At 63.4% G+C, this 17,048-nt stretch carries 20 protein-coding genes; 13 read left to right on the forward strand and 7 right to left on the reverse strand.

Translation table 11 applies throughout. The annotated features are described in order from the left end of the window. Positions 1 to 213: 213 nt before the first annotated feature. Positions 214 to 369: a hypothetical protein gene (locus F3H87_RS21795; RefSeq protein WP_188129255.1), complete on the reverse strand. Its 156-nt coding sequence runs from the start codon at positions 367 to 369 to the stop codon at positions 214 to 216. 268 nt (positions 370 to 637) lie between these two features. On the opposite strand from F3H87_RS21795, the gene F3H87_RS08790 reads away from it, so the two are divergent. The 4 genes from F3H87_RS08790 to F3H87_RS08805 all read left to right on the forward strand — a co-directional run bounded on the left by F3H87_RS08790 (position 638) and on the right by F3H87_RS08805 (position 5,582). Beyond that, positions 638 to 1,903: a cytochrome P450 gene (locus tag F3H87_RS08790; protein ID WP_188129254.1), complete on the forward strand. Its 1,266-nt coding sequence runs from the start codon at positions 638 to 640 to the stop codon at positions 1,901 to 1,903. Positions 1,904 to 2,122: 219 nt separating this feature from the next. Continuing rightward, the gene (locus tag F3H87_RS08795) at positions 2,123 to 2,623 is read left to right on the forward strand and encodes a YciE/YciF ferroxidase family protein (protein WP_149789301.1); all 501 of its coding nucleotides are present in this window, start codon (positions 2,123 to 2,125) and stop codon (positions 2,621 to 2,623) included. Positions 2,624 to 2,699: 76 nt separating this feature from the next. Then, a complete protein-coding gene (locus F3H87_RS08800; protein WP_149789300.1) occupies positions 2,700 to 3,308 on the forward strand; it encodes a BON domain-containing protein in 609 nt (202 codons plus the stop codon). 159 nt (positions 3,309 to 3,467) lie between these two features. Next, a complete protein-coding gene (locus tag F3H87_RS08805; RefSeq protein WP_188129253.1) occupies positions 3,468 to 5,582 on the forward strand; it encodes a pyrroloquinoline quinone-dependent dehydrogenase in 2,115 nt (704 codons plus the stop codon). Positions 5,583 to 5,906: 324 nt separating this feature from the next. Here the strand turns inward: F3H87_RS08805 and F3H87_RS22075 are convergent, their stop codons facing one another. Then, complete coding sequence (locus F3H87_RS22075) at positions 5,907 to 6,032, reverse strand: hypothetical protein (RefSeq protein ID WP_262974978.1); 126 nt, start codon at positions 6,030 to 6,032, stop codon at positions 5,907 to 5,909. Between the two features lie 175 nt (positions 6,033 to 6,207). On the opposite strand from F3H87_RS22075, the gene F3H87_RS08810 reads away from it, so the two are divergent. The 3 genes from F3H87_RS08810 to F3H87_RS08820 all read left to right on the forward strand — a co-directional run bounded on the left by F3H87_RS08810 (position 6,208) and on the right by F3H87_RS08820 (position 6,988). Continuing rightward, positions 6,208 to 6,504 (forward strand): hypothetical protein, encoded by a 297-nt coding sequence (locus F3H87_RS08810; protein WP_149789299.1) that lies wholly within the window; start codon positions 6,208 to 6,210, stop codon positions 6,502 to 6,504. Next, entirely contained in the window at positions 6,501 to 6,698 is a 198-nt protein-coding gene (locus tag F3H87_RS08815) for a hypothetical protein (RefSeq protein ID WP_149789298.1), read from the forward strand. Before F3H87_RS08810 ends, F3H87_RS08815 begins: the two co-directional genes overlap by 4 nt. Before the next feature lie 89 nt (positions 6,699 to 6,787). Continuing rightward, positions 6,788 to 6,988 (forward strand): hypothetical protein, encoded by a 201-nt coding sequence (locus tag F3H87_RS08820; RefSeq protein WP_149789297.1) that lies wholly within the window; start codon positions 6,788 to 6,790, stop codon positions 6,986 to 6,988. 17 nt (positions 6,989 to 7,005) lie between these two features. Here F3H87_RS08820 and F3H87_RS08825 read toward each other — a convergent pair whose 3' ends face one another. Both F3H87_RS08825 and F3H87_RS08830 read right to left on the reverse strand, forming a co-directional pair. Next, a complete protein-coding gene (locus F3H87_RS08825; RefSeq protein WP_149789296.1) occupies positions 7,006 to 7,782 on the reverse strand; it encodes an SDR family NAD(P)-dependent oxidoreductase in 777 nt (258 codons plus the stop codon). Then, a complete protein-coding gene (locus F3H87_RS08830) occupies positions 7,779 to 8,285 on the reverse strand; it encodes a superoxide dismutase family protein (RefSeq protein WP_149789295.1) in 507 nt (168 codons plus the stop codon). The genes F3H87_RS08825 and F3H87_RS08830 overlap by 4 nt, the downstream gene beginning before the upstream one ends. A gap of 180 nt (positions 8,286 to 8,465) precedes the next feature. Between F3H87_RS08830 and F3H87_RS08835 the strand changes: the two genes are divergently transcribed. The 6 genes from F3H87_RS08835 (at position 8,466) to F3H87_RS08855 (ending at position 13,634) form a co-directional block, all read left to right on the forward strand. Beyond that, a complete protein-coding gene (locus tag F3H87_RS08835) occupies positions 8,466 to 8,807 on the forward strand; it encodes a hypothetical protein (RefSeq protein ID WP_149789294.1) in 342 nt (113 codons plus the stop codon). A 252-nt stretch (positions 8,808 to 9,059) separates the two neighbouring features. Then, positions 9,060 to 9,485 carry a CBS domain-containing protein gene (locus F3H87_RS08840; protein WP_149789293.1) on the forward strand — a complete coding sequence of 142 codons (426 nt, stop codon included), beginning with the start codon at positions 9,060 to 9,062 and terminating at the stop codon, positions 9,483 to 9,485. A gap of 42 nt (positions 9,486 to 9,527) precedes the next feature. After that, positions 9,528 to 10,301, forward strand: a complete 774-nt coding sequence (gene otsB, locus F3H87_RS08845; RefSeq protein WP_188129252.1) for a trehalose-phosphatase — start codon at positions 9,528 to 9,530, stop codon at positions 10,299 to 10,301. 92 nt (positions 10,302 to 10,393) lie between these two features. Further along, on the forward strand, positions 10,394 to 11,815 hold the full coding sequence (locus F3H87_RS08850) for an alpha,alpha-trehalose-phosphate synthase (UDP-forming) (protein ID WP_149789291.1): 1,422 nt from the start codon (positions 10,394 to 10,396) through the stop codon (positions 11,813 to 11,815). 359 nt (positions 11,816 to 12,174) lie between these two features. Further along, positions 12,175 to 12,459: a hypothetical protein gene (locus F3H87_RS21800; RefSeq protein ID WP_188129251.1), complete on the forward strand. Its 285-nt coding sequence runs from the start codon at positions 12,175 to 12,177 to the stop codon at positions 12,457 to 12,459. Further along, positions 12,459 to 13,634 carry an acetate/propionate family kinase gene (locus F3H87_RS08855; RefSeq protein ID WP_188129250.1) on the forward strand — a complete coding sequence of 392 codons (1,176 nt, stop codon included), beginning with the start codon at positions 12,459 to 12,461 and terminating at the stop codon, positions 13,632 to 13,634. The genes F3H87_RS21800 and F3H87_RS08855 overlap by 1 nt, the downstream gene beginning before the upstream one ends. Before the next feature lie 84 nt (positions 13,635 to 13,718). Here F3H87_RS08855 and F3H87_RS08860 read toward each other — a convergent pair whose 3' ends face one another. From F3H87_RS08860 to F3H87_RS08870, 3 genes are all read right to left on the reverse strand, one after another. Next, positions 13,719 to 14,933 (reverse strand): IS256 family transposase, encoded by a 1,215-nt coding sequence (locus F3H87_RS08860; RefSeq protein ID WP_149789289.1) that lies wholly within the window; start codon positions 14,931 to 14,933, stop codon positions 13,719 to 13,721. A 170-nt stretch (positions 14,934 to 15,103) separates the two neighbouring features. Continuing rightward, positions 15,104 to 15,988 carry a PRC-barrel domain-containing protein gene (locus F3H87_RS08865; RefSeq protein WP_188129249.1) on the reverse strand — a complete coding sequence of 295 codons (885 nt, stop codon included), beginning with the start codon at positions 15,986 to 15,988 and terminating at the stop codon, positions 15,104 to 15,106. Positions 15,989 to 16,217: 229 nt separating this feature from the next. Then, on the reverse strand, positions 16,218 to 17,015 hold the full coding sequence (locus tag F3H87_RS08870; RefSeq protein ID WP_149789287.1) for a UTP--glucose-1-phosphate uridylyltransferase: 798 nt from the start codon (positions 17,013 to 17,015) through the stop codon (positions 16,218 to 16,220). Positions 17,016 to 17,048: the final 33 nt, after the last annotated feature.

The raw sequence follows: 17,048 nt of genomic DNA on the forward strand, positions 1-17,048 counted from the left end.
CTTGCTATATGAGGGCCGCACGCTCCAAGGCGCTCGCCCCAAACTGGCCGACTTTTGCTCCGCCACAATGGCCGAATTTTACTCCGCCGTTGACAGGCTTTCGCATCACGGCCCATCCAGAGCCGGAGGTCTATCTCTGCGATACCGTGGAACCGCCTGAAACGGCCTCTCCACCCGTCGTCGCTCCCCGCTGGGGCGGTACAGGGGGATGACCTATTTGGAAAACCGCTGCTTCCGCTTGCGCAGTTGTACCTGAAGTTCACGCGCAAGTTCGAGGAGTCGCTCGGGAACCTCTTCCTTGCGGATGTTTTCAAGTTGTTCCCGAAGCACATGTTCCAAGTCTTCTGGATTCGGTTCCTTCTTTGTCATGCCTGCTCCGTGCCTGCTGCCAGATTTTGCGGCGCTCGCACCGTTTTCCGACAGTTACTTTGTTTACTACGCTCCGACATTCTGTCTGGATCACATTAAATCACATTAACTCGTATATTTCGAATATCCGCAACACCCCCGGCGATCTGGAACAATTGGATGCCGCGCCTGTTTGCGCGGCAGGTGATCCGCGTGGGCCGATGACTGCCAAATTGCTTCATCATCAAGCCATGGCATGTCCGATCACTTACACGGGGGACAGTTCATCATGCATTTACTTTCAGAAAGCAGCTCAATTCCCAAACTGGACCGCTTTGACAGCACCTTCGACTTTCTTCAGGAAGGCTACGATTTCATTGGCAATCGTTGCCGCTCGCTGAGAACCGATGCGTTCCAGACGCGGCTCATGCTCAGGCCGGTTACCTGTGTACGCGGACCTGCGGCTGTTGAGATGTTCTATGCTCCGGGCCGCCTGACGCGACGCGGAGCTATGCCCGCAACGGTGGTGTCGCTGCTGCAGGACCGCTGCAGCGTCCAGATGCTCGACGGAGAGGCGCACCGGCTGCGCAAAGCGATGTTCCTCGACATGATGGTGCCCGACCGGTTGTATCAGGCACGTCTGATGCTCTCGGACGAACTAGATCAAACAATGCGGCCCTATCGGGGTCAAAGCGTCGAACTACGCCGGATCATCAACCTAGTAATGTGCCATGTGGCTTTTCGCTGGTGCGGTCTCGAACTTCGTCGCGAAGACATGCAGGCCCGGTGCGAAGACTTATGCGCGATGATCGACAGCGTCGGCAGCTTGGGGCCGCGTCGTGCAAGGGCTGCCTGGTTGCGGATGCGGGGCGAACGGTGGGCCCGGCGCAGAATCGCCCAGGTCCGCCGGGAAGGAGAGACGCGGGGATGGGCGATAGACCGGCTGGCAGAGCATCGGGACATCGACAGATCGCCCATGCCGGACAGTGTCTGCGCGGTCGAACTGCTGAATCTCCTCAGGCCCATCGTGGCCGTGGGGCGTTACATCGTCTTTGCCATCCATGCCCTGCAGACCAACCCGGCCGCGGCGGCGGCCCTCCGCCAGGACCAAAGCGATGCGGCACTTGAGAATTTCTGCGACGAAGTGCGGCGCCTCTATCCGTTCTTTCCCGTGATCGGGGGGCGCGTTCTGGAGCCGTTCGAATGGCGCGACACGGCTTTTGCCGAAAATGACTGGCTTTTGCTCGACCTCTACGGAACCTGCCGTGATCCGTCTGCCTGGACAGAACCGCACAGGTTCGACCCCTGCCGCCTTGCTGACCGGCAGCCACCAACCTCGCTGGTGCCCCAAGGCGGAGGGCCCATGAAGACCGGCCATCGCTGTCCCGGCGAACGGCTCACGCGCGCGCTGCTCGCCGAAGGCGTCGGTTTCTTTCTGAATCTCGACTACAGCGTGCCGCCGCAGAATCTTGAAATTCGCCATGACACCATACCGCCCTGGCCGCGCGACGGAATGCGGATTCACGTTGCCGCGCAATCCTCGGGGCCATTCTGAGGGGTGGCTGCATCGTCCTGCCGCCCGAAACCTGCCTGGCCGGCGGCCGGGGCGGGTTTGTTCAGGTGCCGGAAAGGTCATCCTGTGCTCCTGTCACAGGACTCTGCCGTGGCAGAAAATCAAGTTCGGTTCAGGAACATTGGCCCGATGTGCCGGTTGGAACGGGCATGAAGCAACCCCGGGAGGATGGGGGCGCCCTGCCAGGAAAGGAGCATCCGAATGGCGATCTTCTCCAAGGATATCGACTCTATGGAAGACCTGTATCTGCATACCCTGCGCGACATCTACTATGCAGAGAAACAGATCGAGAAGGCCCTGCCGAAGATGATCGACAAGGCCTCTGACCAGAAGCTGAAAGACGCCTTCAGCCATCACCTCGACGAAACCCATGGCCATGTCCGCCGATTGGAAGAACTGTTCGACATGATCGGCGCAAAGGCCAAGGGTGTCGATTGCCCAGCCATCGACGGCATTATCAAGGAAACCGAAGACATTACGAGCGACATCTCAGACAAGGCTGTCTGCGACGCAGCGCTCGCAGCCGCCGCGCAGGCGGTCGAACACTACGAGATCACCCGATATGGCACGCTCATCGCATGGTCGAACGAACTGGGCCGCCCGGAATGCGCGGATCTGCTCAAGCAGACCATCGCCGAGGAAGAAGCGGCGGACAACAAGCTGACTGAAGTCGCCGAGAGCAGGCTCAACGAAATCGCCTGAGCCGGATGCGGGCGGGGCGCGTGAGGTGCACGCGCTCCGAACCCCCGGAAATACTGTCAGAAAGGAAGGAACTCCCATGGCACGAAACGATCAAGGAGATTATCCCGACGAGCCCCGGGAAGGACCCGGCGGCAGCAGATGGCGGGACGAGCGGCAGCGGCAGTTCCGCGGCAACGCGCGCCGCGATGCATACCGTCATCCCTTCAGCGATCCCTATGAGTATCCGGTGACGGGCTGGTGGCCGGAACTCTATGCGCCCTATCCCGGCATGTATGGACCGCGGATGTACGGGCGGCCCGGGGATTGGCGCACCCGCTATCGCGACCGCGGCAACGAGCGCGATCTCTGGGACCGCGCGAGCGACGAGGTCGCCTCCTGGTTCGGCGATGAAGAGGCTCAGGAACGTCGTGAAGCGGACCACCGCGGCCTCGGACCGAAAGGCTATCAGCGATCGGACGAGCGCATCCTCGAAGACGTGAACGACAATCTGACCGCCGATGCAATCGTGGACGCTTCAGACATAAAAGCTTCTGTCCAAGACTGCGAGGTTGTGCTGGACGGCGAGGTCAATTCACGCGGTCAGAAGCGGCGTGCCGAGGATTGTGCGGAGGATGTGCTGGGTGTCCGTCATGTCCAGAATAATCTCAGAATCCGTCAGACGCGGCCCGGCAGGATCCCGTCGTAGCCGGGAGGACGCGCCGCGAAAAGGCCGGCGCTGCTCCTTCCCCAGGATTCGCAGCACCGGAACAGGACCTATGATCGGAACCCCAAGCGGACGGCCCCGGGGCCGTCCGCCTTTCAGCGATACATTTCAGAGCTTCCCGGAACCGAGAAGGACTTATCCATGCTTCCCAGATTGATCACCCTCTGCCTCATGGCCATTGCCTGCGCAGCCGGGCCGGCGATGGCGCAGGATGACACCACATCACCGAGCGAACCAGACTCGCCGACCGCACCCGAAGCACCGGCTCCGACGCCGGACGAAGGGGCCACCGGCCCCGGCAATGGCGACATACCGACACCCGCTGAACGGGCGGCAGCGGACGTGCCCGCCCAGGCCGGCGAGGACTGGCCCTATTATGGGGGAGGCGCCCATGCCACACGCTATTCGCCGCTCGACCAGATCGACCGCGACAACGTCGGCGGGCTGGAGCGCGCCTTCGTGTTTCGGACCGGCGACATGCCCGAAGGCACCGCCGAGGGCAAATACTCGCCCGAGACCACGCCGATCAAAGTCGGCGACGATCTGCTGCTGTGCTCGGCGATGAATGTGCTGATCTCGATCGACGCGGCGAGTGGCGAGGAGAACTGGCGCTTCGATCCGGGCGTGCCGAACGAGGCCATCCCCTATGGCGCATCCTGTCGCGGGGTTTCGACATACAGCAACCCCGATGCCGCCGAAGACGATCCCTGCGCCACCAAGGTCATCCAGGGCACGCTCGACGCCAAGCTGGTCGCGGTCGACCTGGAAACCGGCACCCCTTGCGAGGATTTCGGCGAGAACGGCACGGTTGATCTCTGGCAGGACATCGGCGAACGCGTGCCCGGCTGGTACGCCGTCACCGCACCGCCTGCCGTGGTGCGCGGGGTGATCGTGACCGGCGCGCAGGTCAAGGATGGCGAGGCCGAGGATGCGCCTTCGGGCGTCATCCGCGGATATGATGCCGTCAGCGGCGAGCTTGTCTGGGCCTGGGACATGGCGGCACCCGAGCAAAACCGCAACGGTCCGCCCGAGGGCGAGGTCTATACCCGCGGCACGCCCAACATGTGGACCGCCGCCGTTGCCGACGAGGAACTGGGCCACGTGTATCTGCCGATGGGCAATTCGTCGGTGGATTATTACGGCTCGAACCGGTCCGAAGAGGAGAATGAATATGCCACAGCGCTCGTGGCGCTGGACGCCATGACGGGAACGGTGGCGTGGCATTTCCAAACGGTGCGCAACGATGTCTGGGACTACGATCTCGGCAGCCAGGCAACGCTGCTCGAGTATGAGGGCACGCCGGCAATCCTGCTGCCGTCCAAACAGGGCGATCTCTATATCCTCGACCGCGAGACCGGTGAGCCGTTGACGCCAGTGGGCGAACTGTCCGGGCTACCGAAAGGCGACGTGGAACCGGAATATATCTCGGACACGCAGCCGGTCTCGGAATGGCACACGCTGCGCAAGGAAGACCTGGAAGAAAAGGACGCCTGGGGTTTCACTCCGCTCGATCAACTGTGGTGCCGCATCCAGTTCCGGCGGGCGAATTACCAGGGTTTCTACACGCCGCCATCCAGCGACCGGCCCTGGATTCAGTATCCCGGCTATAACGGTGGTTCGGACTGGGGATCGGTCGCGGTGGATATCGAGCGCGGCCTGATCGTCGCCAATTACAACGACATTCCGAATTACAACCGGCTGATCACCCGCGAGGAAGCGGACGAGCGCAACTTGCGGCCGATCTATGAGGAAGAGACGGGCTCTTCTTCGGGCGAGAACGCCGAAGGGGCGGGCAGCCCGCAGGTCGGGGCGCCCTATGGCATCGACGTCAACGCCGGCTGGCGCAATCCGGTGACCGGCGTGCCCTGCATCGAACCGCCCTATGGCGGCATCCGGGCCATCGACCTTGCCACTGGAGAAACGGTTTGGGATACGCCGCTGGGCACCGCGCGGCGGAATGGTCCCTTCGGGATTCCGTCGATGCTACCCTTCAAGATCGGCACGCCGAACAACGGCGGTGCCGTCGTCACGGCGGGCGGGCTGGTGTTTATCGGCGCGGCGACGGACAACCTGTTCCGGGCGATCGACATCGAAACCGGGGAAACCCTCTGGAGCGACGTGCTGCCCGCAGGTGGACAGGCCAACCCGATCACCTACGAGGCGGACGGCCGACAATACGTCATGATCGCCGCGACCGGCCATCACTTCATGGAAACGCCCATCGGTGACTACCTGATCGCCTATGCGCTGCCTTGAGCGGCGCGAAAGGACACCGGGGCGGCCAATCAATGACGACCGCCGCTCCCTGCGGTCCGAGCCAAAGGCTCCGCCCCGGTAAGGGCGCGTCCGCGGACTTCCCCGCCGCGGGCGCGCCCGTTTCCCCCCGGCAGCGGGTCATTCCTTGCCACAAAACCGGAAGCCGCAATAGCCGGCCTCCGGCACTTCCGGGAGGGCAAAGTCCATCTCCGCATCGCTGCCAGTCCGCGCGGCCGCCCGGCCTCTGGGCCCGCGCTTCCTGAAGCTATCACTCCGAGTCCATGATGGCGATGGCACGATTGAAATACAGCCCCACCATCAAAGTCACCGCCATCGCAGCATCAGGAACGGCGCCATCCAGAGCCGCATGTCGGGCCAGCAGATATGCCCGGTCGCAATTGTATTGAGATACATCAGGCCAGGCATGACGATCGTCAATCCAACGAACATCAGGAAAAATCTCAATAACTCATTGTATTATATCCCGGAATTCCATTGCGCCGCATCATTTCGGCATGGGTATTCGTAGAGTTCGGAACCAATGCCCCCAGGAATTGTTTCCATTGTTTTCGCCGCTCCCGACCGACGAAGGTCCAGGGCGCGGCCAGATGCAGGAGGATCGCACATGAGCGACACCCGACAAACCACGGATCACGATACCATCCGCGCCTGGGCCGAAGCCCGCAATGGCCGCCCCGCCCGGGTGAAACAGACCGACGGCGGCGGCGTCCTCAGGGTCGACTTCGACCCGCCGGAGGACACGCTGGAAGAAATCGGCTGGAGCGAGTTCTTCGATATCTTCGAAAATCGCGGTCTGGCCTTTCTCTATCAGGACAAGACCGGGGACGGCGGGACGAGCCGTTTCAACAAGCTTATCCGCCGCGACGCGGATCAGGTTCAAACGGAAGGAAGACCATCATGATCGGAAGACTCATCATGGTCGCTGCCGCATTCGGCGCGCTGCTGCTCGGCAGACAGGCGTTGCAGCGCCGAAAGATGCCGCGCATCCGCGATGCCGGGCCGTCACAGATGCGCGACCCGCCCCGGACCTGGGACCAAGTCGACGAGGCAAGCGACGAATCCTTCCCTGCCAGCGATCCGCCAGCCACATACTGACCCGTCTCTTTCACGAACCCTTGCAGGGCTTCCCGGGAACAACACGGGAAGGCGCGAACCATGACGCGAGCGAAGCAGAAAGGTGGCCTATGACGAAGCCGCTCCTCATGGCGATAGGGGCGCCCGGTCTGGTCTTTCCCGGCATCAAGGGCTGGGACCGGCATTTCGTGATTGTCACGCCGCTCAAGAGCCTGCCGTTCCGTTGCAACGGGTCTGGCGGGTTCGGGTTCCAATGGCGTTTCGTCTACGTCGTCCGGGTGATGCACTCTGTAACCTCACGATCTGGGTAAGCCTGTCGGGCTGGGGATCACAGCAGCGGGGGCTGGCCGCTGCCCGCACTGATCCCGCCATCCACCGGCAGAACGGCGCCAGTGATGAAACTGGCCTCGTCGCTGGCGAGAAAGGCGATTGCGCTGGCCACCTCCTCAGCACCACCGATGCGTCCGAGAGGGATACGGGCACGCAGACGCCGCATCAGATCGCTCCGGGCCTCGACATCTCGGCTCATCCCGGTATGGGTGAGCGTCGGGCAGACGGCATTCACCCGCACACCGCGCGGACCGAGATCGATCGCCATGGCATTGGTCAGGCGAAGCTCTGCGCCCTTGGCGGCATTGTATGCTTCCATTGCCCGGTCACCACCCAGCCCCGCGACCGACCCGACGTTGACGATTGCACCGCCCCGCCGCTCCAGATGTGGCCGCGCGGCTTCGGACAGGAAATGGGTCCCATGGACATCCGCCTCGAAATGCGCACGCCACACCTCTTCAGTCATGGTCTCCGACGGCGTGGTCACCGGATAGCCCGCGCAATTCACGAGAACGTCGAGCCGCTCCATCCAGTGCGCTGCCCGGGCGATGGCCCGTTCGGCCTCGCCGCGGTGGCTGATGTCAACGCGAACCGCCAAGGCGCGGCCATTCGGCAGAGTGCGCACCACCGGGGTGGCGTCGTCTTTGTCAAGCAGCGCCACAAACGCCCCTTCGGCGGCGAAACGCCTCGCAGTGGCGGCGCCGATACCGGACGCCGCCCCGGTCACGACGACCCCGCAGCCTTCGAACCGTCCGGGGCTTGGATTGCGGGTCATTCTCGCACCGAAAACGCCCCGCAGGCAATTCTGTCGCCTGCGTTGCCCGAGGGCTGACTTTCGTAATCATCCACGCCCTCGTGCATCACGAAGGCCGCCCCGTCCTCATCCAGAATATCCCGCTCGACCTCGAGGAACGGCAGGAATACCTCAATCTCCCCTATGCCGTTCTCCTTGACTGTCAGATTGGGCATATCGCCGGGATGCGGTCCGTCCTCGGTCAGCACGCCATGCGCGCGATCGCCCGCGATATGTTCGCCGGCCGAGCTGAAATCCTCGGACTGGCAATCGCCGGTTTCATGCAGGTGTATGGCGTGGATTCCTTCCGGCAGCCCGGTCAGCGTCACGGTCGCCAGGGCGATGCCCGACGGCATGTCGCGAACGTGGACCGCCCCCAGGTCGTTGCCGTCGCGGTCCTTGACCTCGGTTGTTGCCTCCGCCGCATGAAGCGGCGGGGCCAGCAAACTGGCGGTGGCCAGCGCAGCGATCATGGGATGTTTCATGTCAGACTCCTTCCTCGCGTGATGCCGTTCGACGGACCCTCCGTCGGTCGGCAGACGGTTAACATTTAAGAAAACAGATCCGGCGCCCGCTTGTTCCCGCCCGACCCCGGGCCGGGCACCGCCCGGGGAACATCTGGAGGGCCCCGCGGTTCACAACCTTCATCATAGGAGGACTCCAATATGCCCAGAACATCCCCCCGCAGGCCGCAAGACAACGGCGCCGCCGCCGCGAACCGGCTCCGTGAGCGCACCGACCGGGGCGGCACCGGCGACAAGGTTGCCTTTCAGGATCCCGCCGCTGCCCCGCTGGGGACCGACGACGAGGCGGCAGGACATCCGCCCACCCCGGAAGAAGTAGCGGAAGCGGAGCGTCACGAAGCCGGCCGTGCCGAGCCCGCCGACCGGAAACCGACGGTGCCGGAGCTTCAGAACACGTTGTCTGGACGCGTCGGGCTGCTGTTGCCGGTTCTCGCACTGATTGCACTTCTCCTTGTCGCCCTGTGGATCGCAGGGATCTGGTGACGCTCATCCCGGCCTGCCGAACGAACTCGCGGGATCCGGCACGACGGATGCTGGTTGTCTTGCCGCTGATGGCGCTGAACGCGGCAGGGTTGGCCACCTTTTCCATACTGGCACGCGGCATCACCGCCATCCCATTGCCCCGCCGCGCGAGGTGCCGGCGCCGGTTTGACAGGAAAGATGGAACATAGCCGATACAGATCTGTTTCGACACCAGCGGACCGAATCCGGTCCGCCAGAAAAGGAGGATCCGCCATGAAGGTTTCCGAGATCATGTCCCCGCACCCGCTGACCGTTTCCCCGGACCAGACACTGGGGGAAGCCGCCGAACTCATGCAGCGCATCGACGCCGGATTTCTGCCAGTAGGCGAAGACGACCGCCTCGTCGGAATGCTGACCGACCGCGATATCGCGATCCGCGGTGTCGGCGCCGGAAAGGGACCCGGCGCCAAGGTGCGCGAGGTGATGACCGACGACGTCTGCTATTGCTTCGAAGACGAAGAGATCGAGGCCGCCGCGCGAAACATGGGGGCCCAGCAAATCCGCCGCGTCCCGGTGATCGACCGTGACAAGCGGCTGGTGGGCGTGCTGTCCCTCGGTGACATCGCCGTGCGACAGGCCGCTGAAACGGCAGGGGACGCGCTCGAGGGTATCGCGCAGCCAAGCGACCTGCACGGCTGAGAGCCGGGTTGATTTCGCACGGAAACGAACGAGATGCCTGTCATGGAGCCTGCAAACGAACGAAATCTGGTGGGCGGGACACCACCGCCGGATTGCAGTTGGTCGGCCCATGCGCTGTTCCTCGATTTCGACGGCACGCTTGCGCCAATCGTATCCCGCCCCCGCGATGCCTGCCTGACCGAGATCACGCGGCGGCTGCTCGTGCGGCTGGCCGCCGCCACTGGCGGGGCGATTGCCATTCTCTCAGGCCGGGCGCTCACCGATCTGGCGGAGCGGCTGGAGGGGCTGCCGCTGGCACTCTCGGGCTGCCACGGCATGGAAATTCGCCATAGCGACAAATGCATCGAGACCTCAACCCCGGGCGACAATGCGCTCGATGCCGCCTTTGGACAGCTTCAGCCGGTGGCGACGAAACATGGCCTTCTGATCGAGCGCAAGCCCGGTTCTATCGCGCTGCATTACCGCAACCGTCCTGAGAGCGCCGATAGCTGCCGGTCCAGTGTCGCCCGCGCCGCGGCGACCAGGGGCCTGCGGGCCCTGCACGGCAACATGGTCAGCGAGGCGGCACTTGCCGGAGTGGACAAGGGCCGCGCGCTGCGCCGGTTTCTCAGGGATGCCCCTTTTGCAGGCCGCCTGCCGGTCATGATCGGCGACGATGCGACCGATGAAGACGGCTTTCGCGTGGCGCAGGAACTGGGCGGATTCGGGTTGCGGATCGGCTCTTCCGACACGGTGGCAAGGTATCGAGTCGCACGGATGGACGATGCGCTGGCTTGGCTGAACCAAACCCTCAGGACACCTCCGCGGCGGCGGTAGCGTCGCGGCGCAAATTGGGAACATCCGGCCCCCGAGACGGTTTCGATCCTGTCCAACACATACAGTGGACGTTTGTGCAAAAAGGGGTGCAGATGCCGTCGAGACTCATTGCCGTTTCCAACCGGATCCCGGCCGGAGAGCCCCCGTCCGGGGGTCTTGTCGTCGCGCTCAAGGATGCACTTGCACTCTCCGGCGGTCTCTGGATCGGTGCCCATCCCGAAACCGGCACCGGCCGCGAGCCACTGGAGGAAATTCAGGACAATGGCAACACGCACCTCGCCTTCCGGCTCAGCGAAGACGATCTCTCCGACTATTATCTCGGCTATGCCAATTCGGTGCTCTGGCCGCTCTGCCATCGGCGGGTCGATCTGATTGACATGTCCGCCGCCTTCGAGGCGCGTTACCGGGCCGTGAACGCCCGGGTCGGCAGGATGATCGCGTCGATTGCAAGGCCCGAGGATGTGATCTGGGTCCATGATTACCACTTCTTTCCGCTGGCAAGCGAACTGCGCGCGCTGGGGCTTTCCAATCGCATCGGCTTTTTTCTGCATATCCCCTTTCCCGAACTCGGCAGCCTTTCGGTCCTGTCGCAGCCCGAGGATTTTTCCGACTGGCTGGCCTCCTACAATCTGGTGGGCCTCCAGACCCGCGCCGACGTGGCGCGCTGTCTAGAAGTGTATCGCGCCGATCCACGCGCCGAGTTCCTGGTCGACGGCTCGGTGAAGTTCGAGGATCGCGTCACCGAGATCCGCTCCTTTCCCATCGGCATCGACGTCGAGGATTTCCGCACACAGGCCGCGCGCGACGCGCCTGATCCCTTCGGCCGCGCCGCGCCCGAAAGCTTCGTGATCGGGGTCGACCGGCTCGATTATTCCAAGGGCATTCCCAATCGGTTTCGCGCCTTCGGTCGCTACCTCGAAACCCGGCCGGAAGGCAGCTATCCCTGCCTCGTGCAGATCGCGCCGCCCACCCGCGAACAGGTCCAGGCCTATCAGGACATCACCAGCGAGCTCGAAGAGATCGCGGGCCATCTCAATGGGGCCTTCGCAGAACTGGACTGGGTGCCGATCCGCTACATTCACCGCAGCATCGACCGCACCGTGCTGGCCCGACTGCACCGGCGCGCACGGGTCTGCGCCGTCACCTCGATTGCCGATGGCATGAACCTCGTCGCCAAGGAATTCGTGGCGGCGCAGGATCCGGCGGATCCGGGTGTGCTGATCCTGTCGCGTTTTGCAGGCGCCGCGGAGGACATGACGGACGCACTGCTGGTCAATCCCTACGATATCGACGACATGACCGAGGCGTATCGTCGGGCGTTCGCAATGCCGCTGGAGGAACGGCAGGCACGCCATACCGCCTGCATGGAGGTCGTCCAACGCACTGATGCCGCATCCTGGGCCAAGCAGTTTCTCGCCGTCCTGCGTGCCTGCGTTCCGACCCTTCCCCGACAAGTGCCGTCCCCCCGGAGGCCGGCATCCAAGTGCCCGGGTCAGACCCCAATGAAGGCCTGATCGCTAACCCGATGAAAAGAGGCGCACACCGGCAACACCATCCGCCAACCCTGAAATGGAGGTCCCATGCCTAACCGAGAACTGCCATCCCCGACCGAAAGCCACCCCGCCCCCGCGCTCTGGGCCGGGCTTCCGCCTCAAGCGCCCCCGGAAGAGATCCCGCCAGACCCTGAGCCGGACAACACCCCGCCGCCGGCCCCTCCCGAAGAGCCCGATCAACCCGATACGCCGGAATACGTGCCGCCGGACCCCGAGGAGGTGCCGGGCGGAATACCACCCGAAACGGAGCCGGACATCCCGCCGGAATTGCCACCGAACCGGCTTCCCCTGAGCGGGCCGCGTAACGGGAATGCCATTCCATGACCGCGCTCGAAGACAGGCTGACGATCCTGGAGGCCCGGATCATCGCACACCGCCAGCTTCTGGCCCGTCTGCTCTCCACCGTGGATGCCACGACGCAGGACGAGCTGTTGTACTGGATCGCCGAACGCGAGGTGCCGCGCGACGGTCAGGAAGATCCCGGTGCCGTGTTGACCGGCATGGACGCACTGCCGCTCAGCATAGCGGAAGAATTCCGGGAAATCGCCTCGCTTGTGCGGAACCGGAGCCCGCACCGAAGACGGCCAAAGGCGGGGGAAGAGTGATGACAGCGGTGCTCGCGCTCAATGTCGGGTCATCGAGTCTGAAGGCAGCTGCTTTCGTCCTGCGCGGCCGCCGCCCGCAAAGGATTCTAACCGCATCGCATGATGGTTCGGTCGGAGAGACTGAATTGGTGGTACGCAACGACGGTTTGACACATTCGCTCGGTCCACCCGGCGCCCATTATCGCGACGGCGCAGCGGCATTGCTAAACATGGTGGAGCGCGTCCTTGGCGAAACCGTCGCCGTCGGTCACCGCGTCGTACACGGCGGCACGCTTTCCGGCACATCGGTACGTCTCACGCCGGAATTGGTCAAGAAACTACGCAGCTTCGCCCCCTTTGCGCCGGACCACCAGGAGGCCAACCTCGCCCCGGCAGAAACGCTGATGCAGGCGCGGCCGGAGCTTGTCCAGTTCGCCACCTTCGACACCTCTTTTCACGAAACCATCCCGGACCGGGCGCGCGAACTCCCCCTGCCGCAACCGACCCGGGGTCCATTGCTGAAGCGCTACGGGTTCCACGGCCTGTCCTTCCGCTCGGTCGCGCGCCGCATGGCAGATCGCGACCTGCGTCGGATCGTGGCGCTGCACTTGGGCGGCGGCGCGTCGGTCTGCGCCATCCGCGACCGAGCGAGCGTCGACACCACGATGGGCGCCACACCGCTGGCCGGGCCGATGATGACCACCCGGTCGGGCTCGGTCGATCCGGGTGTGATCCTTTATCTGCTGCATCAGGAGGGGTGCGATCTCGATGACATGGAGGATATGCTCTGGCATCGCTCGGGTCTGCTCGGGGTCTCCGGGCAAAGCGGCGACCTGCGCGACCTCGTGGGATCGGATGACGGGCGCGCGCAGGTCGCGGTGGACCAGTTCTGCGAAGATCTCGTACGTCATACCGGCGCGATGGCGGCACGTCTTCGCGGCATTGATGCATTGGTCTTTACCGGTGGAGCCGGTGTCGGCCAGCCGCTGATCCGGGAGCGGGTCGCGGGCGCATTTGTCTGGGCGGGCGTAGCGCTGGATGCGGCCCGCAATGATGCAGTGACCGAGGCCACCATCCTCCCACGCGGCAACCGCGTGTCGCGCCCGAACAGTGCGAAGCAGGTCTGGGTGCTGCCGAATGACGAGGAACGCGAGATAGCCAGGGAGGTCTATGACGCCATGCGGCGGGAGGCATGACCGCGCTGCAGGAATTTAATGCCCGATGGCGTGGGAGTGTCCTGAACTTTGTGTATCTGGCCTGGCCCATGCAGTTTCAGATACTCAAGCGTCGAAGCGCTCGCCGAACATTATGGCGAACTGATTGCGTGCTGCAAACCATTCCCGGACATTTCGGCCGTCCTTTTCGAATTTGCGGATGGCGAGGTAGATTAACTTGGTCGCGGCCTCGTCGGTCGGGAACGAGCCCCGCGTCTTGATGGATTTCCGGATCACGCGGTTCAAGCTTTCTATGGCATTGGTCGTGTAGATGATCTTGCGGATCGCCGGATCGAAGCCGAAGAACGGGATCACCTCCTGCCATGCCCGGCGCCAGGCCGGGGCGATGGAGGCGTATTTCCCGGCCCATTTTTCCTCGAAGGCATCGAGTTCGGCCTCGGCCATATCGGCGCTCGGAGCGCTGTAAATCCGGCGCAGATCGGCGGCCACGGCCTTGCGGTCCTTCCAGGAGCAGAAGTTCAGGGAATGGCGCACCAGATGCACGATGCAGGTCTGAACCATGGCGTCCGGGAAGGCGGCCGTGATGGCTTCGGGAAAGCCCTTGAGACCGTCTACGACGGCGATCAGGATGTCCTGCAGCCCCCGGTTCTTGAGTTCGTTCATCACCGAGAGCCAGAACTTCGCCCCTTCGTTCTCGGCGATCCAAAGGCCGAGAACCTCGCGGCTGCCGTCGCGGGTGACGCCGAGGGCCACGTAAACCGCCTTGTTCTTGACCGTCCGGCTATCGGCGTCGCGGATCTTCACCCGTAGCGCGTCGAAAAGCACGATGGGATACATCCGGTCCAGCGCCCGGCTCTGCCATTCCCGGACCTCGTCCAGCACCGCATCGGTGACGCGGCTGATCAAGTCAGGTGAGACCTTCAGCCCATAGACGTCTTCAAGATGGGCGCGGATGTCGCGGACGCTCAGACCGGCGGCGTAGAGCCCGACGATCTTGTCATCCATCCCGTCGATCCGGGTTTGGCCCTTCTTCACCAACTCCGGCTCGAAGCTGCTGTCGCGGTCCCGGGGGATCGCCACCGGCAATTCCCCGTCCTGACCTTTCAGCACCTTGGCCGATGCGCCGTTGCGCCGGTTGGTTTGGCCCGGCGGGGCGTCCTTGCCTTCCTCGTAGCCAAGATGCGCGGTCAGCTCGGCCCCCAGCATCCGCTCCATTAACCGGATCTTCAGCTCTTTCATCAGCCCGGCATCGCCAAGCAGGTCCTCAGGGCGCTCCACGCCCTTCAGAAGTTCGTCCAGGAGTTCTTTCGAGATGGTCATTCATGCTTCCTTTCGGTGAAGCATGGACCGGATCAGTCATACACAAAAGGTCGGACACTCTCGATGGCGTGCCACCGACTCCTCTCTCTCTCTACCAACCAGAACCGCGCCACGCAGCGTCCAGCGAAGGCAGGCCCGCCAAAACGCGGGCCTGCCTCGAAAACCGGTTTTCACTCCGTGTATTCGGGCATCCCGTCCAGTTCCTCTTCGGTCATCGGGACATGCACCCGCACGTCCTCGCCCGTCTCCGAACGCAGAATGTCGATATCCGAAAGCCGAAGTGCGACCGGTTTCTCGCCGATGCCGAGGAAACCGCCAACGTCGATGACGACGGCCTCGACCGATCCGTCCGAGGCCAGCACGATGTCGGAAACCTCCCCCACCCAGTCTTCGGCAGAGCCATAGACCTTTGCGCCCGTCAGGCGCTCGGCGGTGAGGTCGCTTTCTTCGGCATCCCTGTAGCCGTCGCGCCACGCAGGATCGGTCATGGAGCCGGCATCTTCGGTCGTGCCGGCGTCCTGCCGCCGCTGAGCCGCGGTGGTGTCGCCACTGGTCTGATCCGTCTCTGCCACGCCCTGCTCCTGGTCGCTTTCGCTTGTTGCCCCGGAACTGGCCTGATCGCTATCCATATCATAGGCCGGTGCGTTTTCCAGCATATCGGGATCGGCCATCATCACGATAAAGAAATCCGCCTGGTCTTCGGTCGAAGTGTCGGAGGTGAAGCCAAGCGCCCCCATATCCAAGGCGACCTGATGCTCGCCGATCCCGAGGAACCCGCCAATATCGACTAGAACGGCATCGACGCTGCCGTCGCGCGTCAGGACGATGTCGTTGATCTCGCCAATGTCGTCCCAGCCGCTCTGGGCGCCGTCGTAACCAGCCGTGTCTGCGGCCTCGTCGCTGCGGTACACCCGCATTCCGATCAGGTCCGACGCCATCATCTCGTTTCCGGCGTTCTGTCCATCCCGGGTATGAAACATGTCTCCCGACTGCTGCGCCGTCGCGGACATTATTCCGGCGGCGAGTATGGCTGTGGATATCAAAAATGCCTTCATGGGTATCTCCTTCGTATGAAGTTGGATTGACAACGCCTTGCGCGTCGGCCCTCTAAACATTTCCCCGGCCCCGCTGTTCCCGAGACAACGGTATTTGTCGGAAACGGAGGGTCATCTCGCCTCATGACCCGCCGCAGCAGGGTGGGCCCCATTCGAAAAGCGGCGCTACTAACGCAATTCACATATCCGTCTGCATCCTCTTCACTATCGGTGCCGCCATGAGCCGGACTTATTCCGCGGCCACCGTTTCATTGGCGAGACGGCTTTTTCGGTAGGCTTCCGTTGCGGAAAACCAACCTTCCTTGCTTCCGCAATCGAAGCGGCGGCCGGAGAACCGGAAGGCGCAAAGACCGCCGAGCGCCGCGATGGCATCCGTCAGCTGGATTTCACCCCCCGCTCCCGCGGGCGTCCTTTCAAGGACGTCCCAGATGTCGTGGGACAATATGTACCGCCCGACGACGGCAAGGTCCGACGGTGCATCCGCAGGATCGGGCTTTTCGACAAGGGTTCGCGCGGACAGAACGACCGATCTGCCACTGGGCGTGGCCAGATCGAAGATGCCATATCTCTGGCATTCGGAGCGGTCGACGGTTTGCGCGGCAGCGAGGCATTTCATTCGCTCAGGATCGAAGGCTGCGACCATTTCGGCGAGCGCCGGCCTCCCGAGGATGAGGTCGTCCGGCAGGATCACACCGACGGGCCCCGGCAGCGCGAAAGTCCGAGCACACAGGACAGCGTGACCAAGGCCGTTCGGCTCAGCCTGCTCTGCGAACCGAACCTCGATATCGGCCAGCAGAGAACCCGGTTGCGAAAGCAGGGTTTCGACGTATTCGGAAATGCCCGGTTTCGTTGCGCGCGTCACCAGAACGAGGCGCCGTGCGCCCGACGCTACCGCTTCCTCGAGCGCGAAATGCAACAGGGGCGTGTCGTAGACGGGCAGCAATTCCTTTGCGATGGCATCCGTCGCCGGCCGCATTCGCGTACCGTTTCCCGCAAGCGGCAGGATTACCGTTCTCGTGGCCGTCATCTGATCTACTCTCCTCCAGAAGTTTCTGATGAT

The organism is Lutimaribacter pacificus (genome assembly GCF_900142185.1).
GTDB classification, from domain to species: Bacteria; Pseudomonadota; Alphaproteobacteria; order Rhodobacterales; family Rhodobacteraceae; genus Lutimaribacter; species Lutimaribacter pacificus.